Source organism: Flavobacterium saccharophilum, from assembly GCF_900142735.1.
GTDB lineage: Bacteria > Bacteroidota > Bacteroidia > Flavobacteriales > Flavobacteriaceae > Flavobacterium > Flavobacterium saccharophilum.
Genome location: NZ_FRBY01000004.1, coordinates 322,748 through 348,289, shown reverse-complemented (window position 1 = coordinate 348,289; position 25,542 = coordinate 322,748). Strand labels below are relative to the sequence as shown.

Here is a 25,542-nt window from a genome sequence, read left to right as displayed (position 1 = left end):
ACAACAAAGTCATAACAACTTATTTTTTTGTTATAAATACTCTTTCTAACTCTGTATCAAGAACTACTTTATAAACTCCGGGAGCTGCTGGATATTTAGCATTTCCGTTTTCTCCAGGCGACATGGTACAAATACCATTTTTAATTAATCTCCATGACGGATTCCACCACTGACCCGTAAAAGTCGCTTCCATTTGTCCTGTTAAAGTATATTCTCCAACTAATTGATACGGATTATTTGGGTTATTTGCCAAATGCAATCCTGTTTGTGTCCAGGCCGTCCATGTATCCCAGTCTGCACCCTGAATTCCACCTCCGCATACACTAACAAAAGGTCTTCTTAAGGCTTCGTCATCATGCCATAATCCGTTGGCTACATCAGCCCAAACTTTGCTTGAAGGCGTATATTTTGTCACTGTATAAGCCAGCGTATTTGGATTTACTTTTATGTTGTAATATCCTTTTGTTGGTAAAATAATTGGAGTTGAAGCAACGTCATCTACTAATCCGCCAGCTGCATTTAATCCAAAACAATGTGGAGCAAAATCTGCTTCCTGACCTAAGAAATAAATCTCTTTGTTGTCTTTGTCAGCATAATATTTAAATTCGAAGTCCTGTCCGTTTTTCTCGTGGAAATACATTGGAACACCCACAGCATCAGTAGTCAGGTTGGTGCCTTTTGGCTGATCGCATAAATAGATTGCAGGATATTCGTTTGTCGCAACAATATTGATATTTAAAGATCCTGTATTCGGAATTGCGAATTTATCTTTAGCCGTAACAGTTAAAACATAATTTGCAGCTGTTACAGGCAATGTGTACGTTTTATTGAAAGTATAAGATTGAGGTGCTCCTGTTAATTGAACCATCTCGTCAATACCTAAAGCCTCACATTTTACCTGAACATAATCGATTCCTGAATCATCATTTACCACAAAATTTACCGGCATTTCATTACTTGTTGACAATAAAATAACAGCTCCTTCTTTTGGAGTAACCATACTTATAGATGGCGCTGAAAATTCTCCATCTAAACGAAGATTAATTTCTTCATTAACAACATTTCCGGAAACATCGGTTATAATCAATTTTATTTTGAAAGCTTCAGAAGTTCCGCGGTTTGCAGGAATTTCGAAGAAGTAGCTTAAGTCATAAGTTTCAAGCAAAGGACTAGTAGCAAAAGTGATCACTTTATCAAGTGATAATTCGGGAATTTGAATTTGAACACTTTTTAATCCTAAATCATCGGCCAGAGCAGCTTTGATTTCAAATTTTCGGCTTGGTGCTCCATAAATCTCTTTGGTCGAAACTACAACAGTAGGATCATCAGAGCTAGGAAAACCAGATTCATTATTTTGACATCCGGTAAAAAGGACGGCAAAAAGGGCAAGAAAAAATAAAAATATATTTTTTTTCATCTCTCAAATTTTAAGGTTAGGTTAGTTTAGTTTGTTTTATGCTAGTAAGGTTTGTTGTTGAAAATGAGGTAAACTCATTTTTGAAGAGAATCTGGATTGCCTTTCTCTTTTTGATAAAGAAAAAGGACAATCAAAAGGCAATGGTTTGGTTTTTGTCATTTTAGTAAAGTTTGGTTAATATTCTTTTTTTTTATTTTTTCCTTCTAAACGTATTGCGGCTTTCTCAATACAAAAAGTCTTCATTTTTATTTTTTTAAACCCGCAATTTTTTAATTGCGGGTCGATAAGTAATACGTAAAACCAACTCTTACAATCTTATCTTAAAGAAGGCCCATTCTTTAAGCGGATCAAAAACTTACCAAAAAAAAATAAACACTTATTTATTATACAGTAACTACTTAAATTGATTACTATAAGTGCAAAGAAATAAGTATTGCAGACTTCTAAGGAGGGGTAAAATGGAAAAAAAAGGAGGTCAAAATGGCAATTAGCTATTATTTTAGATTTAAAATTAACAAGTACAAAAAAATAATCGTGTATTTTTATAAAATTCGCAATTATTGAAAAATTCTCGATTTACAACTAAAACGTTTGATTTTTTTCAAAGATTCTCGCTCTCTTCCGCAAAAAGCAAAAGAGAATTCAAAGAATAAAAATTTTCAAGGACGATTATTTAATGATATTCAAGTCAGAATTAAACGAATTCTTATACTTTTTGATGTATTCTGAAGGTGTCATCCCGAAGAGTTTTACAAACTGCTGTCTGAAGTATTTTGAGTCTTCAAAACCAACTTCGGCACTTGCCTGCGCAATATTCATATCTTCTGTCAGCATCAACATTGCGGCTCTTCGAATTCGAACCGAACGAATAAATGCATTTAAAGTCTGACCAGAAATAATCTTGATTTTAGTATAAAGTGTTCTATGGCTCATTCCCATTTCGAGCGCAAAGTTTTTAATCGTGAAATCTCTTTTGTGAATATTGGCTTCCACAATATCAATACACTTTTTTAAAATTTCCTGATATTCAACCGGAACTTTCTGAGTATTTTCTTTTAATGTTATACTGTCTAAGAAATAAGTTCGCAAATTACTTCGGTTACGCAACAACGATTCAACACGCGCCACCAAAATATCATCATCAAAAGGTTTTGTTATATAATCATCAGCGCCGTCTGTAATTCCCTGCAAATGTGTTTCCGGGTTCTTAGACGCGGTCAATAAAATAACGGGAATATGAGATAAACTATCACTTTCCTTTATTTTACGACATAATTCTAAACCGTCCATTTGTTCCATCGTGATATCGCTGATCACCAAATCCGGCATGTATTTTTTGGTAAGTTTCAATCCTTCTTCCCCATTTTCAGCGCTGTAAACCATATAAGTCTCTGAAAACAATTTGATCAGATATACCCTGATTTCAGCATTGTCATCAATAATTAAAACGGTTCGTTTATCAGTTAGCATGATTGTTTGAAAATCACTCTCTGCAGAAGACGGATTTAAGATAATTCTATTTTCTTCTAAATCATCTCCACTTAATTCATCAAATAACTGACTTCTTTGTGGTGCATTATTAGTAATCTCAGCGTTTTCAAAATGACTGTTTCCTTTTAGGAATGTTAGTTTAAATACACTTCCTTTTCCAACTTCACTACTGCAGCTTACGATTCCTTTATGTTTTTCTACAAAATATTTTACAATATAAAGCCCAATTCCGAAACCGGTTCCCACCGAAACTTTCGAATTGATTTGTTTGAATTTCTCAAAAATAACCTCAATATCCTTTTTCTCAATTCCGTCACCATTATCAGAAATTTCCAATACTACTTGATTATTTGTTTCTGTCAGTACAAGATTAATTTCACCGCCAATATGTGTGTATTTAAAAGCATTAGACATTAAATTGAATAATGAAATTTCAATTTTTTCGTAGTCTCCAATAATTACAATTTCGTGATCCGGAATATGAAAGTTGTATGTGATGTTTTTATCTTTTGCCTGATTCACAAAACACTGATATACTTCATTGCATAAACTATTCACATTTATTGGCGATAATCTAAGCGAGTCGGCATCATTTTCGGCTTTTCTAAAAAGCAAAAGCTGATCAACCAAACTCAAAAGTCTGCGGGCATTTCGGTGGGCAATTGCCAAGTCGCTTCCCGAAGATCCATTTTGAACACTTTCTTTTTGAACTGCCTTTTTCAGCGGATTTATAATCAGCGAAAGCGGTGTTCTAAATTCATGCGAGATATAGGTAAACATCGACGATTGTTTTTCGGCAACTTCCTTTTCTTTCTTGCTTTCCAGTTCAGCAATTTTGACTTTATACTTTAGTTTTTCTTTATTTTTATGATATTCCAAATACGCAAAAAGAATTCCGGCCAACGCCAATAAATACATAGAATACGCCCACCAAGTTCTGTACCAGGGTGGTAAAATTTCGATGGTTACAAGGCTTATTTCTTTATTCCATCCACCTTTAAAATTGGTGGTTTTTACTTTAAAAGTATATTTCCCTTCGGTTAATCTGGCATAATTTGCTTTTCGGGCCTGACCCACATAATTCCATTGTGCGTCCCAGCCTTCTAAATAATACGCATAATTGATTTTGTCGGCATTGTTATAATCTAATGCAACAAACTCAAGTGATAAAGTAGTCTGATCGTACGGCAGACTCACTTCTTTTATTTTACCTGATTCCCATTCAGATACCAAATCATTTTTACTTTCTTCAATAGGCTGATTGTTTACATAGAAATCTGTCAGCAATAAATTATTTTGCTGATTGAATCCTTTGATTGCTTCCGGAAAAAAGATATTGAAACCGTTAATTCCGCCAAATAAAAATTCTCCTGTCGACAATTTAATTCCCGCATTAAAACTAAACTGATTGCTTTGCAGACCATCATTTACAGAAAAATTACGGAAGGTCTTCTGTTTTTTATCAAAGCGGCAAATTCCATTATACGTACTCATCCACAAATTGCCTTCTTTGTCTTCAAGCAATCTCAAAATCGTATTTGATGGCAAACCATCATCTGTAGTTAACCTTTTGAAGGTATTTGTTTTTCGGTCAAACAATAACAATCCGCCTTCCTGAGTGCCCAGCCATAGATTTTTGTCTTTGTCTTCGTGAATGCATCTTATCGGATTTCCGATAACTGTTTTAGCAATTTTTCTGGTATTTTTTTCGAAAGAAAATAGAGTCGTGTAATTTCCGCCCCAAAGTTTTCCGTCGCTGGTTTCTGTTAAAGATTGCAGATTCGTAATCGATTTATCAAAAAGAACAAAACTGTTTTTAGATCTGTCAAAGCAATACAAAGCCCCTTCATTTGTTGCGCTGGCCCAAATATTAGATTTTGAATCTTTATATACCAGCCAGATTTTCTTCTCAACCTGTTTGGTAAAAGGATTAAAGCAATCATATTGCGTAACAATATTAGTCTTCGCACTAATCTTATTTACTCCGCCATTCCAGGTAGACAACCAAATATCATTATTATTATCCCTGACAATTCCGGTAATAAAGGGACTCGATAATTTATTGCTGTAATTACTATAGGAATTGGTTTTTCGGTTCCAGTATTTCAATCCTGCACCATCTGTACCTACCCATAAATTTTTCTTTTCATCTTCACAAAATGATAAAATAAAGTTTTCGGCCGGATTCGTCGCATTGTAACGAATACTTTTAAAATATTTAGGCGTATTGCTCAGCATACTTATACCACCGCGCAACGAACCAAACCATTTATTTCCCGACTTATCCTCGTACAAACTCCAAACTGAGTTGCTTTTGGCTAATTGTACATCGTTTACAATATTAGAAGAACTGGCTTTCTTATTTGTTCCACTAATTTTATAAATACCACAACCGTCTGTTGTAATCCAGATTTCATTTTTCCTGTCCAGAAGAATATCCGTAACGCTGCATTTATTCGAAAAATAATTCTCTGAAAGCGCACCAGATTTTGTATTGAACATAAAAAACCCTTCATCAGTTCCCAGCCACAGATTACCATCAGAATTCAGTTTCATTGCTTTCACTTCTTTAGAAAGTGAGAAAACCGCTTTTAAACTTCTTGACTGATAATTATAACTGCAAATTCCAACATTTCGAACATATATCCAGGAATGTCCATTTTTCTTATCGTCCTGAATAGCAATAGCATCATAATTATTGATGCTGATAGTATTACCTAAAACTTTTAGCGGAATTTGTTTCCCAACAAAAGAACCGTTCTCAAAGGCAATTAAACCTAAATTCTGGGAAGCGACCAAAACAAGTTGATCAGAAACCGATCGCATTTGATGAATAATATCTTTTAAAACTTTAGGCTTTTTGTTTGGCTGAACATATTCTACCGGATGAAATGTTGCTGTTCTTTTATTATAAATACAAATACCATTTGAACCTCCAACCCAAATATTTTTTCGGGAATCACCTTCGATATTATAAATGGTATTGAAAAGGAGTGATTTTTCGTCATTGATTCTGTTTCGGAAAACTTTGAAATTGTAACCATCATACCGATTTAATCCATCGTAAGTTCCAAACCAAAGATAACCATCACTATCCTGAAAAATGGTTGTTACCGAATTGTTAGACAAACCATCAGAAATATCAAGAAATTTTATTGGATTATCCTGTGCAGAGCATACAGAAGAAAAACCTATTAAAAAAAGAAGATGTAAAACAAAATACTTCAAAATAAATATTTTTTGCTTGGTGTAAAAAGTACAATTATAAGTTAATTTTATAGATATTTCATAAAAATAAATAGATAAAAATTGCATTACTTCTTTACTTATAAGATTTTATCCTTTGTTTCTCTTTTTAACACATTTATACTTATAAAAAAACCACTCTTAATTAGGAGTGGTTTTCATATTTATTTTTTTAGACTAAATGGTAGTGAATTTTAGCAGCTTTTTATCACAAACACTTCGATTAGCTTATATCGCAACGCATTGTTGTTGATATTTGCTTAAAGCCCGCCTTTTCATAAGCTCTGACTGCCGCTTCGTTTTCAGAATATACTTCTAGTCTAACCTCAGTTATTCCTTGCGATAAAACCCATTTTTTAAGATCATTCAGTAATAGATTATTTAAACCATTTCCTCTAAATTCCGGGCTCACATACATGAAACCCAGGTACCCGAATGATTCAAACTTTTGAAAAGGTTTCGCTGATCGAATCTGGGCATATCCACATCCGATAATTTGATGCTTATAGTCGATAACCAGAATTTCTGACTTCTCATCAGATATAAAATCTTCGATGTTATAATAGAATATTTCTCCCTCTTTCAGTGTGGGGTCAAATGGTCGTTCTGCCACAACCAGGAATTGCAGAAATTCTGCTAGTTTGGGTAGATCAGTAGTAGTGGCGCGTCTGATTGATAGTTCCTTAATATTTACTTTCATGTTTTAATGTATATAAAATGTTTTTTTGAATAAACTAAAAATTATCAGGGTTTTAGCAGAGTATTTCAGAGAGTTGCAAAACTTACTTTACAATCTTTTTTTCTATTAAATTACCTTTCAAAAACTTATATTTTTCTATGTGATTTCCCTTAATCACATGTAACGACTTAATCTCACTATCATATTCGTACTTTAATTGATTAACCATTGACACTGAATAATACGAAGAGATAACAAATTTTAATCTAAACTGATCTTTTGGCAAATCATGATTTCTATCTAATAAATCCATTACATAACCCAATTCTTTGTTCTTTATTTTAAGAACGTTTTTAGGATCAATTTTCTCGTCGAATCTTTTTTCAATATCCATTGATAATGAATCTGAACTTATTCGTATTTCTTTATTATATTTTGAATGATTCTCTTTTTTTAATATACAATAGTGTCTTTAAGCCATTTTTTAAATATAAGTTCATTTAAATTTTTTGACGTAATATTCTTTGCGTCTTTATTGTTTTGACAACCAAACAAAATAGGAAAAACAAAACAAATAAGTACTGTCTTTTTTAAAATATCTATAATCATCGTTAGTTTTTATATCTAAAAAAAAAACTGTGCAAAGCGAAAGACATCTACACAGTTTTAATAATTTCTTTTATGAAGTGAAGTATTTTCTAATCCATCAAAAAAACAACCAATCCTCTTGCCCCATGCGCACCCAAAACCAGCGACTGTTCAATATCAGCAGTCTTAGAAGGCCCGGCAATAAAAGTTCCGAAACCGTATTCCTGATTTCCAATTCTGTCATAAGCCTGGTGCATTGTCGGAATAAGATCTTTTTTATTGACGATAATAGCCAGATATTGTGTTATAAAAGGAGCAACACGTTGTCCCAGAATATCATCGGTTACCCAAAGTGCACTATTTTCAGCTACTCCAAAATGCGCTTTTATAATCGTTAGTTCCACATCTTTAAGCGAATGCGGATCATCATTTTTCCAATCTAAAAGGGCAATTTGAGAAAGCTCCGGAAGTGTTGTTATAATTCGTTTTTCAAGCGGATAGTTATTCTTGATATAATTTAGTATTTCATCATAATCAGCCACTTCTATCGGATTTCCTCCAATGTTTTTTAATACTGTTTTATACATTTCCAAAACATCAAACTGTTCTGAACCTAAAACTTTTAGATCGGGTAATTCAGCAGCAAGATTGGGTTGACTTTGTTTTATTTTATTTAAGATTTCAGCTTTACTACTCATCTTTATTTGCTTTAGATTCCCTTGAATTTTTCTTGTACCATTCTCTAAAAGATTCCTCCGGAACTTCTGGCATTTCGCGCTGGTCGTACCATTTGTTCATTTTATTATTCACTAATCCGGGAATATTTTTCATTACAAATCTTCCCGATTTTCCAGCCAAATTAAATACGGTAGGATTCGCTAAAACGGTTGCCATGGTTTTCATCGCAATAGTTTTTGAAGTTGGCGTATGACCTTCTTTTACCAAAACCTGACGCCATTTATACAACTGGTCGTGAATATCAATCTTAACCGGACATACATTCGTACAAGAACCACAAAGGGTACTTGCAAAAGGTAAATCGGCATTTTTGCTCATGTCTAGATTAGGCGCTAAAATCGACCCAATTGGTCCTGCAACTGCATTATGATAACTATGTCCACCACTCCTTCTGTACACCGGACAAGTGTTCATACAAGCACCACAACGAATACATTTTAAAGAGTTTCTAAAATCTGCTCTGCCTAATTGTGTACTTCTTCCGTTATCGACAATTACAACGTGAATTTCTTTTCCGTCTCTTGGTTTTTTAAAATGACTTGAGAAAGTCGTAATCGGTTGTCCTGTCGCGCTTCTGGCCAATAATCTTAGGAAAACGCCTAAATGTTTACGCTCAGGAATCAGTTTTTCGAATCCCATACAGGCAATGTGAACATCGGCTAAATGTGCACCCATATCAGCATTTCCTTCGTTGGTACAAACTACAAACTCGCCTGTTTCGGCAATGGCAAAGTTAACTCCTGTTAAAGCAGCTTTGCGCGTTAAAAACGTATCACGAAGTTCACGTCTTGCAGATTCCGTTAAATATTGAGGATCAAAATTTCCTTTTTCAGTTCCTAAATGTTCGTGGAAAGTCTCACTTACATCTTCTTTTTTAAGGTGAATTGCTGGTAGAACAATATGGCTAGGCGGCTCTTTACGAAGCTGAACGATATATTCTCCTAAATCAGAATCGATAACTTCGATGCCTTTATCTGCTAAATAATCATTCAGATGACATTCTTCTGTAAGCATCGATTTTGATTTCACCATTTGCTTTACATCGTGCTTCTGTAAAATCGAATACACAATTTCATTATGTTCTTTTGCATCAGCTGCCCAATGCACAATGATTCCATTTTTTTGAGCATTCGCTTCGAAATCAATTAAATAATCATGCATATTGGCCAGCACATTATTTTTAATTTGAGAAGCGGTTTCACGAAGCAATTCCCAGTCCGGAATTTGATGTGCTGATTTATCACGTTTTTCGCGAACAAACCAAAGCGTTTCATCATGCCAGTTTACACGTTCCACATCTTTGTTAAAACGTGTTGCGGCTTCGCTATGTTCTACTATTTTTTCTGAAGACATCTTTTGTGAGTTAAAAGTAAATACTGGAACCTTTTAATTTTCCAATGAATTTAATATCTCGGCAATATGAATCGTTTTGATGTTGCTTTTTTGTCTTTTCAGAATTCCTTCCAAATGCATCAGACACGACATATCACCTCCTGTTATGTAATCAACATTATGGCTTTCATGATCTTTAATTCGATCTTGCCCCATTTTTACTGACACAGCTTCTTCGGTCACACAAAAAGTACCTCCAAATCCACAACATTCATCCTTTCTGGTCAAAGAAACCAAATCGAGTCCTTTTATATTGTGTAATAATTGTTCGGGTTTAGAGAAAAATGGAGCATTTAATTCAGTCATCTGCGAAAGCTTTAAACCACGTTGTCCGTGGCAGCTCGTATGCATTCCGACCCTAAAGGGAAAGCTCCCTTCTATATGATCAACTTTTAAAATATCAGTAATAAACTCCGTTAATTCAAAAACTTTTTTACGTATTTCAGTTGCTAATTCCTCTTGTTTTTCATCGTGTAAATGATCTTTTACATGTAAAACACAACTTCCTGATGGGCAAACGATATAATCAAAACCAGAAAAATTGGCTATAAAATTGGCGTCGCAGCCTTTGGTTAAATATTGGTAGCCACTATTTGCCATCGGTTGTCCGCAACAGGTTTGTCCCATTGGAAAATGAACATCACAGCCTAATTTTTGTAAAAGCTCATACGTTGCAATACCGACTTTTGGATAAAATTGGTCGACATAGCAGGGTATAAAAAGTCCAACTTTCATATTCTTGTAATTTTCTTAAAACACATAGAAGAAAGACTATGTATTACATATTTTTTCAAGCAGATTTGGCAGATTTTTTTAATCCGTTAATCTGTCGCTAATATAATATTTACAAACCAGCTATTGTATTAATGTTTTCAAAATTTCAAATCAATTTGTTAAATCTGATGAAGCAAATTAGGAACGAAGAATGTTAAGAACAGCTATTTTTATTATTTTTTACATTGACAAATCACTTAAGTAAGTGTTTGATATTACTGTAATATCAATCGATTTTAATGAAATAAGAAAGTAGAGAAAGAATGATTTTGAATAAAAAAAAGATAGATAAAAGTACTTTTTAATTTTATTGACAGAAATTCAATTTACGCCACTAAAATTAGATTCTGTCAAAATACAAACTGAAATATCTAATAATAATGCTTTATATTTATTGTTATTTTTAAATCATTGCATATGAAAACAAAATTTTATGTATTAACACTTACATTTGTTTTGATAGGCTGTAGTAAACTAAATCCTATTGAAAAAAGTCTCATAGCAAAACCTGATGAACATTGGGTATATTATAATTCAAATTCCTCACATTTTACCCATTTTAAATTTAATAAAGATAAATTGAGTCATAGATATGAGAGAAATAGCAAAGGAGAGTTTCAGGAATATTTAGGCGAAGGCGACGTTGTAGAAGTTCCTATTAAATGGTCTGTAACAAAAGACAGTATTTTAACTTGGGGAGACTTCAAATACGATGTTGTGAGTTATACCGATGATTGTATTGTTCTAAATTATATTATAAAAACCAAACCTTTTTCTGGTTATATATTTTTAGTAAAACAAAAAGATAACGAAATTACAATCGACCCAGGCGCCATAGAACAAAAACGAATCAAGCATTCTCAAAAATATAATTTATCAAAATGATCAAATTAGCTATAAAAAAACCTCGTTTAATTCCTTAAACGAGGTTTTATCTTTTTAATTCAAAAAGATTATTTTTTTGATTCTTCGATAGAAACTTTTCTGAATTCTTTTAAAAGTTTTTCAATTTCTAAAGTTGATTTACGTGCTCTTGGTCCAGCAGCTTTAATACCTTTTTCAGTTAAAGATTCAGCTTCTGCTTTGAATGTGTCAATTTCGGCGTTGATTTTTACTAATAGATCTTTCATGCTTATACGTGTTAAATTAAGGCGCAAAAATAAAAGTTTGCTTGATAGATAACGCATCTTTAATGTTAAAATTGTAACTCTTTTTGGCTATTGAGTTAATAATAAATTAATCTGTATCCTTTACACTTTAAAATCAACAACTTATAAAATACAATTATAACATTTTTTTTATTTACTATTTTCAAACACGTCATATATCTTCTAAAAACTGCCTTCGAATTAAAAATATAATGGTCCAAATACTACTGTAATGAATGTTTTTGAGAGAAAAAATGACCGCATTTCGAGAATCAATAATTACAAGGGGCATTAAAAAAGCATAGCAATCAAACCAATCGATTATGATTCCAGATATACCAGTGAAACCAGCCTTTCGAAGGTGAATTAAAACAATATAGGTTACAGATTGGTAAATAAAATTATGATTATTGAAGAAAAAAATAATGAAATAATCTTATTTTTGACTAAAAATAAAAATGTAGGATATTAAGTTGCCTTTATCCTACATTTTAAGCGAATTAATATAAAATAACTCTTAAGTTATAAAAGCCCTTAAATACAAGAAACCTACAATAGAAAAAATAACGCATTATACAAATTATTAAATTGTGTTTGAAAAATTGCTGAACCTGAAAATAAAGATTTGGCTGCTGTTGTATCAGCTTCGGGAGTCTTTTTAAAATGAGCTTTTAAATCCTTTATAATCTCCGGTTTTGTTTTAGATTCATCTAATAAGATTAGATTATTTATTTCTTGAAGAAAACTTAAACTACTATACAACTGCTTATTAAACAAACACACTAAAACATTTGTTCCTTTTTTTTCTAAATTTAGATAGTCAATCATTTCAGATTTATCATAGACAACAAATATAGAACGATCAAAATCTTTATAATCATTTTCATTTTCAATCAGGAATGAATTTCCAGAAAAATCAAATTCATCTTTGAACTTTCTTTTAAACATTTTCAAGAAGACTCCTTTATTATCAAGATGTCTTTGGACTTAATGTTCCAATACCGACCTGCGAATAAGCCGAGTAAGTTCCTAAAACAACAAATAAAGGGAGTAATCTATTTTTCATACCTTTAATTATTATGTAATTAATTATTTTCTTAAGTGATTATAATTCAAACATCTAAATTTGAAGGTGCAAAGTTCCTTTTAAATCCCGTTTACTTTGACCTCTAAAAGTTTTTAAAGTTATAAATTAGGGTTTTTGAATAATTTCTAGGTGGTTGATTTTGAATTATTTGAAATCTAGCTTTAACTTATCCTTTAGAATTAAATCATTTAAAATCAACTAACTTTTTTTAGTCTATATAATGGAATCGTCACAAAAAAAAGTGAGAGGATTAATATCCTCTCACTCTACGAAAAAAATTCAAAATATTAAAAGGGCAATACTAAGAACAAAAAAACAATAAACTTTATATCAAGGAATAATCTTAGTATTCAATACAAAATTCTTATATAAAAAAAAATAAAAGTACCTTTAAAGGTTATAAAAATTGTAAATTAAGACATTAGCAAAACGCAAAAGACTATAACACAGAAATAACTTCATGTTATAGTCTTGTAAATTTTATAAGTGAATATTTTTCTACGGAAAATATTTACTCAGCCCTGAAATTATCAACGCAATAGATAATAAAAATTATTTGATTCCTTTTTTAAGTTTTTCTAAAGATGAATCTTCCAAAGATTTAAGTTGATTCACAACAATTTGAGCTATTTTTTTTGCACCTAATGAAGATAGATGTGTGTCATCTGCTTTATCTTTATCATAATAAGCATTCTCTCCTGCTTTGAAATGCAAATGCAATTCTTTCGATTTTTCTGATCCGTAAGATTGTTCCAGTAATTCTGTGTAATATTCTAAATCAATAAATGGAACTTTATAATCCTGAGCTACTAATCTCGTTTCTAAGGGATAATCGCCATGCGTTGGCACTAATACCCCTTTTTCATTAAAATTTCGTCTGGCAATCGATGTAAGCAATATTGGCGTTGCACCTTTAGCTCTGGTTTCTTTTACGAACCGAATTAAATTGTATCTGTAACTTGTATGTGGATTGGTATATCTTGTAGAATCTTCAATCTTTTCATCATTATGACCAAACTCTATCAATACATAATCTCCCTTTTTTAGTTTTTTATATATTGAATCCCATCTTTTTTCATTGATAAAACTCTTGGTACTTCTACCATTTACAGCTTTATTTTCTACCACAATGTTATCTGTAAAAAAAGGTTGCAATACTTGTGCCCATCCATGCTCTGGGTTACGGTCCGGATCTTTTTTATTTGCCATTGTTGAATCTCCAATACAATAGACTGTTGTTTTTTGGGCAAAACAGGTTGTTGTTATCAGGAAGAGAATTATGATGTAATGTTTCATTTTTAGACTTCTTAGATTGTTGGACTTTTGACTTCTTAGATTTATTTAAAACTTTAGTGTTTATGATTTTTTTTTATTCTTTGTCGAGTTTCTTGTGTGATCCTTCCTTCAGGATGACAAACTGGGGTCGAGTTACTTGCGGGGATTCCTCGTTCCTCGGAATGACAAGATTGTGAAAAACCTTTGTCACTTTGCTTCTTTGGTCCTCTGAACCTTCAAAAAAAATCTATTTCGCTGCAGTAGGAATAGTTGCTCTTTTTCCAATAAAAACATCGGTCATTACTACATTTTCTGCATTTTCGTTTGAAATGGCGTTTTTAGCTGATTTTATTTCAATATTGGTTAAAGAAATGTTCTTAATTTTTTTGTCTGGAAATCCCTGAATCACAATTCCGGATTCCGACGCTTTGTTGCAGGTAATATTGGAGAAATGGATGTTTGAAATATCTGACTGAAATCCTTTTCCTTCTCCATGGTAGTTCGCGGTCATATATAAACAATCTTCGACTTCATCTAACTGAATGTTTCTAACAAAAATATTTTTTATAAAACCACCTCGATCTGCATTGGTTTTTATATAAATTCCTCTTTTTAAATAACCAACTGTTTTACAATTTTCGACATACACATTTTGAACTCCTGCCGACATTTCGCTTCCTATAACGACTCCGTGTAATCCTTTAAAATTACAATTCCTGATGACAATGTTTTCACTTGGAGTAGCAGTATTGGCTCTTCCTTCGTGATCTCTTCCTGCTTTGATTGCGACGTTATCATCGCCATTATCAAAAGTTACATTTTCTATTAAAACATCTTTAGCATATTCCGGATCAATACCGTCATTGTTATAATTTAACGATTTATAACTAACACCACGAACTGTTATACTTTGTGACTTCAATAAATGCAGACACCAAAAAGGTGAATTTTCAATGCGAATATTTTCAACTAAAATGTTTTTACAATTTAAAAACTGAATCAGCTGTGGACGTAAAAAATAACCCTCACCAAATTTTCTATCTTTTACAGGAACGCTACTATGATTCATATCGCGACTTCTGTTTTTGCCGGCCTCTTCTTTAGTCTTGAAAGTTTTCCACGTCTTGCCTCCTTCTCCATCAATTGTTCCTTGTCCTGTAATAGCAATATTGGTGCATTCGTTTGCATAAATTAACGGACTGTAATTGTACAACATCGTTCCTTCCCAACTTGTTAAAACCATCGGTAAATAATCTTGCGGATTATCACTGAATTTAATTTTAGCGCCTTTTTCAATTTTGAGATTTACATTGCTTGTAAAATGGATTGGTCCGTTCACTTTATAAATTCCTTTGGGTACAATAATAGTTCCGCCATTGTTTTTTTTGCACAAAGCCATTGCTTTATCAAAAGCAGCTTTATTATTCGTCAATGAATCCCCTTTAGCTCCAAGCTTTAAAACATTTATTTGATAAGAAGGAAAAACCGGAAGTTGAATTCTGTTAACGATTGAATCAACTTTTGCCGAAGGAAAATCTCTATTTTGAGCAAATGAAAAGCAGGAAATCAATAAAAAAATAAGGTGTCTAAAATTCATATTTTTAGTTTTTATAAATCAGATTTACTTTGAGAACCAATTTGGCGTTGTATCTTTCAGTATGTTTTCTGCTGTATATTTTTCAGCTTCTTTTTTTGTTAGCTGATGTGACCATGAAACTCTTTTAGCAGGTTGAAAACCTTCTCCTTTGCAATTATACTCCGCGTAATAGCTATTTTTCTCAGCATCTGGTTTAGACCAATTTTCCCAACCTTCAGGTTTAATTTGTTTTCCCATATCACAATTTAAATACACTGTTTTTGCATAAATCCTCCACGGCCTTCCCAAATAAACGGCTGTGGCCTCAGGATTTGCAGTAAGCTTGCAATCTTTGAAAACAAAACCAAACGGAATCCCTACAGGTGTTGAAGCAGCGGTAATATAGGAACTTTTAATACTATTAATAATGCAGTTTTCAAATAAAGCTGTGGCGCTTCCAAAAATAAAATCAGTAGTTCCCTCAATATAACAATCTTTAAAATATTGTTTTGTTTCTTTACCTGATAAATATAGCGTGTCCTGATTGCCTAAAATTGTACAATTTGAAATCTTTGCACGATTGGCCACCACTGATAATGCAATTCCTTGTCCGTGATCTCCTGAAGTATTTTTGATTGTTAAATTGGATGCGGAAAAATCATCTCCTTCCACTAAGACTGTGTAGGTGTAAAAAGTACTATTTCGTCCTAAATTGATTTTCTTAAAATTATCATCAAAAGTTATTATAGTGTTTTCTTTACTTTCTCCAATCAAAGTTAAATTCGTATTCCATTCCGGAATTCTGACTTTTTCGTTATAAACTCCATTTTTGATGTTTATAACCACTTTCTCATACGGAAAAGCCGGAGATGCATATACTGCATCCTGAATTTTAGTAAAATCACCAGAACCATCTTGTGCAACAGTTAAAACTACTTTATCGTTTTTTTTTGCAGGAGTATCTTTCGAACCAACTTTTACACCATTCTTTATTGCCCATTCCGGATATTTCTTCAACACTTCTTTTGGTGCATCAGAATACCAGGAATAACCATTTCGTCTCTCAGAACCTATTTGGTCCAAAGATTTCTTTCTGATTCCATCACGATCACAAAAGAAAGGTTCATTGGTTTCAAGGTCCATGAACCTTGCCCAAATTGGCGCTGCATTTGTAGTGGGAATCATTTTTTTATCTATGATTTTTCCTGCGTCGTTTAAGACTCTTTTTTCTTCTAAATTGGTGATTTTTGTTTTCTCAAACCATGCTTGTGCACTTTTTACCGCCGTAATGATTTCCGGCGAAGGTTTTTCAATGGACATCAAAAGCAATACAATCTTTGCAGATTCAAATCCGCTTAAGGAAGCTAGTTCGAAAGCTCTTGCATTTGCCGGAGCTAAAGTAACTTCGTCATGTTGTGCGCACCAAGCCGTTAAAATTCCATTTTGTTTGTATTGTGTTTTTAAAATACAATCAATTCCTTTATCAAAAGCTTTTTTTGTTTTTTCGACTATTTCTTTGGAAGGTTTTATGCTGTAATAATCTGTTTGTTCACTGATTTCCTTCAATATAATTAAGATGTTGACCATCGAATTATCATTATAAGTAATATGCGTATAATAGCCTTTTTTCAAAGGGTAAAACTGTGGCCAGCCACCATTAGCATATTGCGCTTCTAATAAATAATTTAAGCCTCTTAAAAAAGATTCTTTGTATCGTTCGTCTTTAACCTGCGCATACATTCTGGACATAAAAAGCATTTCCTGACTCGTTGCCCCATTATCAGTTGTTACCTCATGTTCATCATTTTTTAATGCAATTAGCTGTTGTTTTTCTGATTCGCTGAGCTGCTTTTGCATTTGAATGTTCTTTGGCCATCCACCAATATTTCTTTGATACAACAAGACATTTTCTGCAATTGTCTTTGCCTCTGCAGTACCAAACCAGGCTGCATCATTTTTACGAATAATGTCAGGCCAATTTTTGTATTTATTTTGAGCATGCAAGCCCAAACTTACCACTGATAAAAAAAACAATAATATCTTTCTAAGTTGAATCATCTTTATTTTATTTAGTAATTCTAAACCAATCTACAGCCACATTTCCTGAGTCATTTGTTATTTTCTCGCTCAAGGCAAAAAGTCCTACTTTAGCACCAATCCATTTTCCTTCTTTTGAAGTGAAATTATTTCCAATTGGCTGATATTTCTTATCATCTGTGCTGTAATAAAAACTACAGATTCCTCCTTTTTTAACCTGAACCCTAAGGTAAATTGTATTATTTGAAATCAAAATCGGAGTGGTTTCTGTTTCAGAAATCTTCTTATCAAAACTTCCCGTTTTCTGACTTAAATAGAGTTTTCCATTATCATTTCTTAGACATAAATAACTATAGTCTAATCCCATGATTAAAAGCCCTGTAGACTCACCACTTAATCTGGTATGAAAGGTTAATTTAGTTGTAGTGGTAAATTCTTCAGCTGGAATTTTTTGCAATAGTAAATTTGGCGCTTCAAAGATTTTGTTACTTTCTTGTACTGTTGGCAAACAAAACAAATTCAGATACCCTAAACTTGTTGGAAATCCCCATTGAACTTGCGCATTTGCCTGCCATTGCCATTGCAATCCTAACTTTGGTTCATTAAACTCATCTGTTTCTGCCGGAGTTTCCATTGGATATTTCTTGCCAACATTTGGTTTTTTGAAAGTTGTAACCGGTTCTCCAATTCCATTTTTATCAAAATCCTGCCCCATAACCGGCCAGTCCTTTTCCCATTTCATTGGTTGAAGGTGAACTATTCTTCCATAGGCTCCCTTATCCTGAAAATGCAAAAACCAGTCTTCTCCCGTTTGTGTTTGCACCCAGGCTCCCTGATGTGGACCATTTATAGCAGTTTTACCTTGCTCCAAAACTTTCTTTTTCTCGTACGGTCCAAAAACATTTTTAGATCTTAAAACTGTTTGCCAGCCTGTTGAAACTCCGCCAGCCGGCGCAAAAATATAATAGTATCCATTTCGTTTATAAAACTTTGGACCTTCAATTGTACCTTCACTTTCATGACCATCAATCACCATTACTTCATCATTATTCGCAATAGTTCCTTCCGCATTCATGGTACAAACCGTGATTAAACTTTTAATTTTGGCACGACTTCCTGCATAGGCATGAACCAAATATACCTTTCCATCATCATCCCATAATGGACTAGGATCAATAAGTCCTGATCCTCCTTTTACTAAAACAGGTTCAGACCAGGGGCCTTCAGCTTTTTTGGCTTTTATCATATAAATTCCAAAATCAGGATCCGGATAATAAATATAGAATTCATTGTTGTGGAAAGTTATACTTGGCGCCCAAACACCATTACCGTGCTGCACTTTATCAAAAGTTTCTGTTGGAATTTGTTTTGCTAATGCATATCCGATAATTTTCCAATTAACCAAATCTCTAGAATGTAAAATTGGCAAACCCGGAATACAATTAAAAGACGATGCGGTCATATAAAAATCATCACCTACCCTAACGGCATCCGGATCTGAATAATCAGCATGAATTATGGGATTTGTATACGTTCCGTCTCCATTATCAGGCACCCAAACCTGGGCGGAATTCTTTTGTGTCGCGAAGACTGATAATAAAAGAATAATGGCTTTTATATTTTTCATTTTTTAAACTACTATTAGGTCAGTTTTTTTGTGTCATTTCGGAGGAGAAATCACATCCAGAGATCGACTTATTGTGTGTCTTCACTTTATGTGATTTCTCCTCCGTCGAAATGACAAACTTTATGGTTAATTCTACACGTTAAACCTGACAGGTTTTTAAAATCTATCAGGTTTATGGTGAACTTATCAAGTTAAAATTATCGATTCAATTCTAAAGCGGCTAAAATAAAAGGGCCTGTTGCTTTCGGATCGTTATCTTTTTTTCTTTCATTCACATAATATTCATACGAACCATCTCTATATGGATTACCTCCTAAACCGGCAACCTGACAGCAATTTGTCAATGTAATTCCTCCATCTTCGTCTACCTTTTTGATTAAGACTTTAGTCAAACCGTCAAAAGCTTTGTTCGCCAGTTTTTTATATTTTGCAGGCAAATAACCTTTGTTAGCACCTTTTGCAAAAGCATAAGCAAACATTGAAGATCCTGAAGCTTCTAAATAATTTCCTTTTTCACCACCTTTATCTGTAACCTGATACCACAAACCTGATTTGTCCTGGTATTTTGCTAAAGCAGCACAAACATTGTTTAAATACTTTACCAGTTCTTTTTGTTTTGGATGCTCTTTTGGCATATAATCCAACACATCAACCAAAGCCATAACGTACCATCCTAAAGCTCTTGACCAAAAGTTTGGTGAATTCCCGGTTTGCTTATTTGCCCAAGGCATCGCTTTACTTTCATCCCAACCATGGTATAATAACCCTGTTTTTGGATCTGTTGCGTGCAACTGAATTAATTCAAACTGTTTTGCTATATCATCAAAACTTTTTCCTTCTTCAAAAGTAGCTGTGTATTGCGCATAAAATGGTTCTCCCATATACAAACCATCTAACCACATTTGGTTTGGATAAATTTGTTTATGCCAAAATCCACCACTTGCTGTTCTTGGTTGTTCTGCCAATTGCTTGCGAACTAACTGCAGTGCTTTCAAATATTTATCTTCTTTTGATTCGGCATAAACATCAAAAAGCAAACGTCCAGGCACAACCAAATCAATGTTGTACTTGTCAAATTCATACGTTTTGATAGACCCATCACTTTCTACAAATTGATCTACATAACTCCTTACATATGCCTTATATCTTGGATCTGGATTTTTTTTGTATAATTCTTCGAATGAATGTAAAACCAAAGCATGTACGTAATCCCATTTCGGTTTTTTAGAATCGTCTATCATGTAACTTTCGGTATGACGTTTCATCAAAGTCAAAGCCATTTTATCCGACCATTTTAAATCTTTAGAAATTACGATATCCTTACTTGCCGGCTCTTGAGAAATTACTTTACAACTTGTAAAAGTCATTACACAAACTAATAAAGCCGATACAAAATAACCTTGTTTTCTACAATTCTTCATTTTAAATATATTTAAATTCTACTACTTTTCTAATTCTAATGCGGCTAAAATAAATGGCCCTAATCCGTGAGAGTTGTCCACTTTTATCTTTTCTTTAATGTAATAGTCAAAAGAGCCATCACGATAAGGATTGCCACCTAATCCTGCGCTTGCACAAACTTGCGTAATGTGTATTTCACCATCAGGATCAACCCTAATTAACTTCTTTGTTATACCTTCAAAACCTTTAACGGCGAGATCTTTATATTTTTTAGGTAAGTATCCTTTGTTTGCTCCTTTTGCAAAAGCATAGACAAACATTTCTGAACCCGAAGCTTCAAGATAATTCCCTTCTTTTGAACCTGCATCTGTAACCTGATACCATAGTCCAGATGGATCCTGATATTTTGCAACTGCTATCGAAATTTCATTTAAAAATTGAATTAATTCTTTTCTTTTCGGATGATCTTTAGGCATATAATCCAACACATCAACAAGCGCCATCATGTACCAGCCGATTGAACGCGACCAAAAATTTGGTGAAGTTCCAGTTTCTTTATTAGCCCATGGCATTTGTTTGCTTTCATCCCAGGCATGAAATAATAAACCTGTTTTTTTGTCAATCGTATGCAAATGGATCTCCTCAAATTGTTTTGCGATATCATTAAAATCTTTTCCTCCGTCAAAATCTAAAGTGTAATGCGCATAAAATGGTGTTCCCATATACAAGCCGTCAAGCCACATTTGATACGGATAGATTTTTTTATGCCAAAATCCGCCAGAGCTTGTTCTCGGATGTGTTTCTAACTGCTTTCTTAAAGTTTGCATTGCAGTTAGATAACGATTGTCTTTTGTTCTTTTATGAAGATCAAAAAGCATTTTTCCTGCATTGATATTATCTATATTGTAATCTTCTAATTTATAATTCAGAATTTCACCTGAAGGATTTATTACCGTTTCACCATATTCTTTAATGTAATCTCCATAAACCGGGTTGTTTGTTTTGTGATACAATTTTTCAAATGAAGTCATAACTAAACCCAGTTTATAATCCCATTTTGGTTTTTCGTTATTGTCAATCTGCCATGCTTTCGGATCGCGTTTCATAATCGAAAGCGCCATTCGCTCTGACCAGTTCAAATCTTTAGCAATTACTATTTCATTCTTTAACGACCCCTGAGCTATAATTTTACAACAAAAAAACAGCATCATAAACCCCAAAACAATTGAGGCAGCATAATTTATATTTCTATTGTCTATCATTATAAATGTGTTTACTAGTACTTATTTAATTCTATTGTGCTTCATTAAAAGTGTTGGCATACAACCTATAATTCCATTCCGTTTTGTCCGTGCACCTCAATTACATTTTTCCTTTTTTATTTAGAATTTCTAATTTTTCATCTAAATATTTTACAAATTCTTCTTTCGATTTTATTCCGTTAACTTCTTGTTCCCAAGCACCTAAAAGGTAAAAGGTCGTTGCTTTTGTGGTTGGTTTGAAAACTAGTAAATAATCTAAATCTGTTTCAACATTATTTTCAATTGTTCCTTTCTGATAAAAAATAGCCATTCCTAATTTATCCGGAACCAATGATTGTTCACCATAAGTAGCGATGTAAGCCCACTTTTTGTTTTTACTGTCTTTTTTAAATAACTCCGTATTTTTTTGCTTGGCAATTCCAGTACAAATTCCTTTAATTTCTTTTGAAGCTTTAATTGTATGCTGTGTATACAACTGATCTGGTTTAATAGTCAATTCTGAAGTAAAGTCTATTTTATCCGATGCTGTTTTCCATCCGTAATAATCTATTTTTACACCCGATTGAGTCGATTTGTTTACTACAGTTGCAATCGTAGAATCTACTTCACGAAAGTGTAATTTTTCATTGTCTAAATAACGGTCAATCGATCCAATTCCAATTGCTTTACCCGCTTTGAGAATGTCAGCTCCCCAATCGCTCATTTCATGATACGAATCAAAATTATCCTGCCCTACTTTTGGCAAAATCATTTCAGATGTCTTTTTACCAAAAATGTCAATTGCATTTCTCCAGTCTAAATACAAACGATATCCAATTCTGTTACTTTCCCAACCTGGTCCTTCATAACGGATATCAAAAGAATGATCTGTATGTTCAGGAGCCAATTTTAATCTGTCAACATTTTTAAAAACTGTTCCGCCCTTGTATTTTCTTCCTTCCCATTTTCCATCTGTTTTGGCCGAAATTTCAGCATAAGTTTTTGCTGTTTTGATATCATATTTTTGGGCACTTACTGCAATTGAACCTAAAAAAAATAAACTTGCTATTATGTTTTTTGTTTTCATCTTGTAAACGAATTATTTAAAAATTTTATCTAAGAATTGTGTGGTATAAGCAATTGTCTCAGTAAACCAGGGTTCAAAAAACCAAAAGGAATGGGGTGAGTTCTCAATTGTTTTAACTTCACTATAAATTTTGTATCGATTTAAAATGGCGATCATGTCATCTCTCCCTGCATGAAATCGGGGAAAACTACTGTTTATAAAAAGTATCGGAGGTGTTCCTTTACTGGTATGATTTAAAGCTGATGCCTTCTTCCAATTTTCAGGTTTTTCATCATAAGTACCTCCAAGCCAAAAAGAGGCCATTTCTCCCTCTGAAGATTCTGGATGTTTAAATGCTAAAACTCCATCAACATCAATAATAGCTTGTACTTTTGAAGAAGATTTGCTTTTAAACGACTTATCTTCAAAATCTAAATTTTCATTTGTTGTACCAATCAAAGTTGCCATTTGTCCTCCTGATGAGCAACCTAAAATGGCAATTTTGTCTGGATCTACATTGAATCTCTTTGCATTATCTTTTATAAATTTGATGGCATTTTTTACATCATAAATTCCTTCCGGATATTTAGCTTCTAACGACAATCTGTATTCAATTGCAAAACAAGAATAACCTTTTGAAGCAATTTCTCTGGCCATTTCCTGCATCTGATTTTTATTCCCTGACCTCCAGCCACCACCATGAATCATGATTATTGCCGGATTCTTTCTTTGTTTATTAAAGAAAAATGCATCTAAATGTAATGCCCTTTCTTTATGCTCCTGATAAATAACCTCTCTCACTTCAGTAATTGCGGTGTTACTATTACTTTGTGCAACGGTTATAAAGGGATATTTTTTGATTAATTTATTATAAGTACTTTTTACAGTATAGGAAGTATCTACACTATAATTGCCTTGAGCAAAAGTAGCAGCAGAGATCAGCAGTAGTATAAAAAATATCTTTTTCATCTTAAAAAGAAATTAGTTAAGTCAGGAGTTTGGTACTTTTCCAAACTCCTTCTTAACTTCTTCAAAAAACAATTTCTCAAAAAATTATCAAATTACTAATAACCAGGATTCTGAGGAAAATCTTTATTTTGGTTTAAATCTAAAGCACTTTGTGGAATTGGTCTTAAAATTTTAAGTTTACCATCAACACCAACAAAGTTGGCTGCTTTAATTTTATAATTATGTGCTGATGCTCTTTCAACAAGAGTTCCTGTACGTTTCAAATCAAACCAACGTTTGTACTCTCCAAGCAATTCTCTTCCTCTTTCGTCCAATATATAATTGATATTAAACTGTCCGATTGTTGCATTTGCTACGCCAGCTCTTCTTCTTACTTCATTCAAACGGTCTAAACCTGTAGCAGGAATTCCTGCTTTTAAATAAGCCTCGGCAGCTATCAAATAGGTTTCTCCAAGTCTTGATACAATGATATCTCTAGTACTTACAAGATTATTTGTTGCAGTACCTGCTGGTGTCGTTGGATCCGGATCATCAAATTTCTTAACCGGAATAGTATAACAATCCAAATTTTTGATTAGAGTATGTGCCGCAGAATACTCTCCCCATGGGTGATAAACAAACGTCTTTGCAAGTCTCGAAGCATTTGCCGTTTCCCAGGCTAATCTGTCAGCTGGAGTAAACCATTTTGGCTCATAAAAGTGTCTTACTTTCAAAGCGGTCGGATTTGTACTTCTGTAATATGGATAGTAAAGTACTGTTTTAGCCTTTCCATCAGATCCTGTTGTTGTTTCTTCTAAAATTTCTGTCATAAACGTAGCTTCCCATCTTTTATCTCCTTTTTCATATAACCCTAAAGCATAATCAGTTGGACATAAATTGTAACTTCTTAATGGCGCTCCTGTTTCAGATCCTCCAAGATAAGAGCTGAAATAATAAAACTGACTATTTCCTAATTTTGTAGGATCAGTACTTGTTGAAGTTTTGTCGTATTGTACAGAGAAAATAGTTTCCGCGTTTAAATCATTACCTGGTTTAAACAACTGATCAGAGGCTAAATTTAAAGCTTGTCCTGCAATCGCAGCATCTGCATAAGAAGCCGCTTTTGTAAAATCTGCAGCGTTACCAAAAGTTTCGTAACCTCTTGTTAAGTAAACTTTTGCCAATAAATCATTTACGGCTCTTTTGTTAACTTTTCCTGTTGTGCTATACGTTCCGGTTCCCACGCTCGCAAGTGCGGCATCAAGGTCTGAAATGATAGCAGTATACACTTCTTCCGCTGTATTTCTTTGGAAAGATAAAATCGGTGTAGTTACATTTTCATTAGCAATTGGAACCCCACCATATGTTTGAACCAATAAAAAATAAGCATTAGCTCTTAAAAATCTTGCTTCTCCAACAAGCATATCTAAATTCGAGGTTTTTTCTGTAACTGTAGCATAATAAACCGTTTTATTTACAGACTGAATTAACTGATAACATGAGTTGTACAAATCATCAACATTACTTGAAGAAGGAATTAATAATGTATATTGACTTAATCCAGCTGGTTCAGGAGTTCTTCCTTCGGCATACATATCAGTTCCTGATTCAAACAACCATGGATTTCCTCCGTATATTCCTTTAAGCCACGCATAGTTTGAGTTTACCAATAACTGAAAACCTGATGCTGTTTTGTAAGTCTCGTCTGCAGGTACATATGACTTGCTATCTTCTTCTATATAATCACTACATGAACTAAAAACAGTAACAATTATTCCTAAAATTAATATTATTTTTTTCATTTTATATCT

20 protein-coding genes are annotated in these 25,542 nt (G+C 33.2%); 1 reads left to right on the top strand and 19 read right to left on the bottom strand.

Going from position 1 to position 25,542, the window contains the following annotated elements:
- Nucleotides 1-19: 19 nt before the first annotated feature.
- From BUA98_RS14670 to BUA98_RS14640, 8 genes are all read right to left on the bottom strand, one after another.
- Entirely contained in the window at nt 20-1,417 is a 1,398-nt protein-coding gene (locus tag BUA98_RS14670; protein ID WP_072973738.1) for a hypothetical protein, read from the bottom strand.
- 36 nt (nt 1,418-1,453) lie between these two features.
- Entirely contained in the window at nt 1,454-1,576 is a 123-nt protein-coding gene (locus tag BUA98_RS22600) for a hypothetical protein (protein ID WP_262987436.1), read from the bottom strand.
- A gap of 510 nt (nt 1,577-2,086) precedes the next feature.
- Entirely contained in the window at nt 2,087-6,136 is a 4,050-nt protein-coding gene (locus BUA98_RS14665; RefSeq protein WP_072974102.1) for a hybrid sensor histidine kinase/response regulator transcription factor, read from the bottom strand.
- Nucleotides 6,137-6,377: 241 nt separating this feature from the next.
- Entirely contained in the window at nt 6,378-6,854 is a 477-nt protein-coding gene (locus BUA98_RS14660; RefSeq protein ID WP_072973737.1) for a GNAT family N-acetyltransferase, read from the bottom strand.
- 82 nt (nt 6,855-6,936) lie between these two features.
- Nucleotides 6,937-7,227 (bottom strand): hypothetical protein, encoded by a 291-nt coding sequence (locus tag BUA98_RS14655; protein ID WP_072973736.1) that lies wholly within the window; start codon nt 7,225-7,227, stop codon nt 6,937-6,939.
- 304 nt (nt 7,228-7,531) lie between these two features.
- Nucleotides 7,532-8,119 carry a LutC/YkgG family protein gene (locus BUA98_RS14650; protein ID WP_072973735.1) on the bottom strand — a complete coding sequence of 196 codons (588 nt, stop codon included), beginning with the start codon at nt 8,117-8,119 and terminating at the stop codon, nt 7,532-7,534.
- Nucleotides 8,112-9,512 carry a lactate utilization protein B gene (locus BUA98_RS14645; RefSeq protein WP_072973733.1) on the bottom strand — a complete coding sequence of 467 codons (1,401 nt, stop codon included), beginning with the start codon at nt 9,510-9,512 and terminating at the stop codon, nt 8,112-8,114. The genes BUA98_RS14650 and BUA98_RS14645 overlap by 8 nt, the downstream gene beginning before the upstream one ends.
- A gap of 33 nt (nt 9,513-9,545) precedes the next feature.
- Nucleotides 9,546-10,286: a (Fe-S)-binding protein gene (locus BUA98_RS14640; RefSeq protein WP_072973731.1), complete on the bottom strand. Its 741-nt coding sequence runs from the start codon at nt 10,284-10,286 to the stop codon at nt 9,546-9,548.
- 456 nt (nt 10,287-10,742) lie between these two features.
- Here BUA98_RS14640 and BUA98_RS14635 point away from each other — a divergent pair, with 456 nt between their 5' ends.
- Nucleotides 10,743-11,210, top strand: coding sequence for a hypothetical protein (locus BUA98_RS14635; RefSeq protein ID WP_072973730.1), 468 nt, complete (start codon nt 10,743-10,745; stop codon nt 11,208-11,210).
- Nucleotides 11,211-11,278: 68 nt separating this feature from the next.
- On the opposite strand, the gene BUA98_RS14630 is transcribed toward BUA98_RS14635, so the two are convergent.
- From BUA98_RS14630 to BUA98_RS14580, 11 genes are all read right to left on the bottom strand, one after another.
- On the bottom strand, nt 11,279-11,455 hold the full coding sequence (locus BUA98_RS14630; RefSeq protein WP_072973729.1) for a histone H1: 177 nt from the start codon (nt 11,453-11,455) through the stop codon (nt 11,279-11,281).
- 567 nt (nt 11,456-12,022) lie between these two features.
- Nucleotides 12,023-12,421, bottom strand: coding sequence for a hypothetical protein (locus BUA98_RS14625; protein ID WP_072973728.1), 399 nt, complete (start codon nt 12,419-12,421; stop codon nt 12,023-12,025).
- Nucleotides 12,422-13,112: 691 nt separating this feature from the next.
- Complete coding sequence (locus BUA98_RS14620) at nt 13,113-13,856, bottom strand: rhamnogalacturonan acetylesterase (RefSeq protein WP_072973726.1); 744 nt, start codon at nt 13,854-13,856, stop codon at nt 13,113-13,115.
- Nucleotides 13,857-14,082: 226 nt separating this feature from the next.
- Nucleotides 14,083-15,432, bottom strand: a complete 1,350-nt coding sequence (locus BUA98_RS14615) for a glycoside hydrolase family 28 protein (RefSeq protein ID WP_072973724.1) — start codon at nt 15,430-15,432, stop codon at nt 14,083-14,085.
- Nucleotides 15,433-15,456: 24 nt separating this feature from the next.
- On the bottom strand, nt 15,457-17,469 hold the full coding sequence (gene pelA / locus BUA98_RS14610; protein ID WP_072973722.1) for a pectate lyase: 2,013 nt from the start codon (nt 17,467-17,469) through the stop codon (nt 15,457-15,459).
- A gap of 7 nt (nt 17,470-17,476) precedes the next feature.
- A complete protein-coding gene (locus BUA98_RS14605) occupies nt 17,477-19,075 on the bottom strand; it encodes a glycoside hydrolase family 43 protein (RefSeq protein ID WP_072973720.1) in 1,599 nt (532 codons plus the stop codon).
- 197 nt (nt 19,076-19,272) lie between these two features.
- Complete coding sequence (locus BUA98_RS14600; RefSeq protein WP_072973718.1) at nt 19,273-20,496, bottom strand: glycoside hydrolase family 88/105 protein; 1,224 nt, start codon at nt 20,494-20,496, stop codon at nt 19,273-19,275.
- A gap of 21 nt (nt 20,497-20,517) precedes the next feature.
- Nucleotides 20,518-21,738, bottom strand: coding sequence for a glycoside hydrolase family 88/105 protein (locus BUA98_RS14595; protein ID WP_072973716.1), 1,221 nt, complete (start codon nt 21,736-21,738; stop codon nt 20,518-20,520).
- 100 nt (nt 21,739-21,838) lie between these two features.
- The gene (locus BUA98_RS14590) at nt 21,839-22,804 is read right to left on the bottom strand and encodes a DUF4861 family protein (RefSeq protein WP_072973714.1); all 966 of its coding nucleotides are present in this window, start codon (nt 22,802-22,804) and stop codon (nt 21,839-21,841) included.
- A gap of 12 nt (nt 22,805-22,816) precedes the next feature.
- Entirely contained in the window at nt 22,817-23,752 is a 936-nt protein-coding gene (locus BUA98_RS14585; RefSeq protein ID WP_072973712.1) for an alpha/beta hydrolase, read from the bottom strand.
- Between the two features lie 95 nt (nt 23,753-23,847).
- The gene (locus BUA98_RS14580) at nt 23,848-25,533 is read right to left on the bottom strand and encodes a RagB/SusD family nutrient uptake outer membrane protein (RefSeq protein ID WP_072973710.1); all 1,686 of its coding nucleotides are present in this window, start codon (nt 25,531-25,533) and stop codon (nt 23,848-23,850) included.
- Nucleotides 25,534-25,542 lie beyond the last annotated feature (9 nt).

Coding starts and splice junctions, on each gene's coding strand:
- BUA98_RS14625 (WP_072973728.1), bottom strand. CDS start 12,421: ATGTTTAAAAGAAAGTTCAAAGATGAATTTGATTTTTCTGGAAATTCA.
- pelA (WP_072973722.1), bottom strand. CDS start 17,469: ATGATTCAACTTAGAAAGATATTATTGTTTTTTTTATCAGTGGTAAGT.
- BUA98_RS22600 (WP_262987436.1), bottom strand. CDS start 1,576: ATGACAAAAACCAAACCATTGCCTTTTGATTGTCCTTTTTCTTTATCA.
- BUA98_RS14590 (WP_072973714.1), bottom strand. CDS start 22,804: ATGAAAACAAAAAACATAATAGCAAGTTTATTTTTTTTAGGTTCAATT.
- BUA98_RS14670 (WP_072973738.1), bottom strand. CDS start 1,417: ATGAAAAAAAATATATTTTTATTTTTTCTTGCCCTTTTTGCCGTCCTT.
- BUA98_RS14595 (WP_072973716.1), bottom strand. CDS start 21,738: ATGATAGACAATAGAAATATAAATTATGCTGCCTCAATTGTTTTGGGG.
- BUA98_RS14645 (WP_072973733.1), bottom strand. CDS start 9,512: ATGTCTTCAGAAAAAATAGTAGAACATAGCGAAGCCGCAACACGTTTT.
- BUA98_RS14640 (WP_072973731.1), bottom strand. CDS start 10,286: ATGAAAGTTGGACTTTTTATACCCTGCTATGTCGACCAATTTTATCCA.
- BUA98_RS14580 (WP_072973710.1), bottom strand. CDS start 25,533: ATGAAAAAAATAATATTAATTTTAGGAATAATTGTTACTGTTTTTAGT.
- BUA98_RS14660 (WP_072973737.1), bottom strand. CDS start 6,854: ATGAAAGTAAATATTAAGGAACTATCAATCAGACGCGCCACTACTACT.
- BUA98_RS14655 (WP_072973736.1), bottom strand. CDS start 7,227: ATGGATATTGAAAAAAGATTCGACGAGAAAATTGATCCTAAAAACGTT.
- BUA98_RS14650 (WP_072973735.1), bottom strand. CDS start 8,119: ATGAGTAGTAAAGCTGAAATCTTAAATAAAATAAAACAAAGTCAACCC.
- BUA98_RS14615 (WP_072973724.1), bottom strand. CDS start 15,432: ATGAATTTTAGACACCTTATTTTTTTATTGATTTCCTGCTTTTCATTT.
- BUA98_RS14635 (WP_072973730.1), top strand. CDS start 10,743: ATGAAAACAAAATTTTATGTATTAACACTTACATTTGTTTTGATAGGC.
- BUA98_RS14600 (WP_072973718.1), bottom strand. CDS start 20,496: ATGAAGAATTGTAGAAAACAAGGTTATTTTGTATCGGCTTTATTAGTT.
- BUA98_RS14630 (WP_072973729.1), bottom strand. CDS start 11,455: ATGAAAGATCTATTAGTAAAAATCAACGCCGAAATTGACACATTCAAA.
- BUA98_RS14605 (WP_072973720.1), bottom strand. CDS start 19,075: ATGAAAAATATAAAAGCCATTATTCTTTTATTATCAGTCTTCGCGACA.
- BUA98_RS14585 (WP_072973712.1), bottom strand. CDS start 23,752: ATGAAAAAGATATTTTTTATACTACTGCTGATCTCTGCTGCTACTTTT.
- BUA98_RS14620 (WP_072973726.1), bottom strand. CDS start 13,856: ATGAAACATTACATCATAATTCTCTTCCTGATAACAACAACCTGTTTT.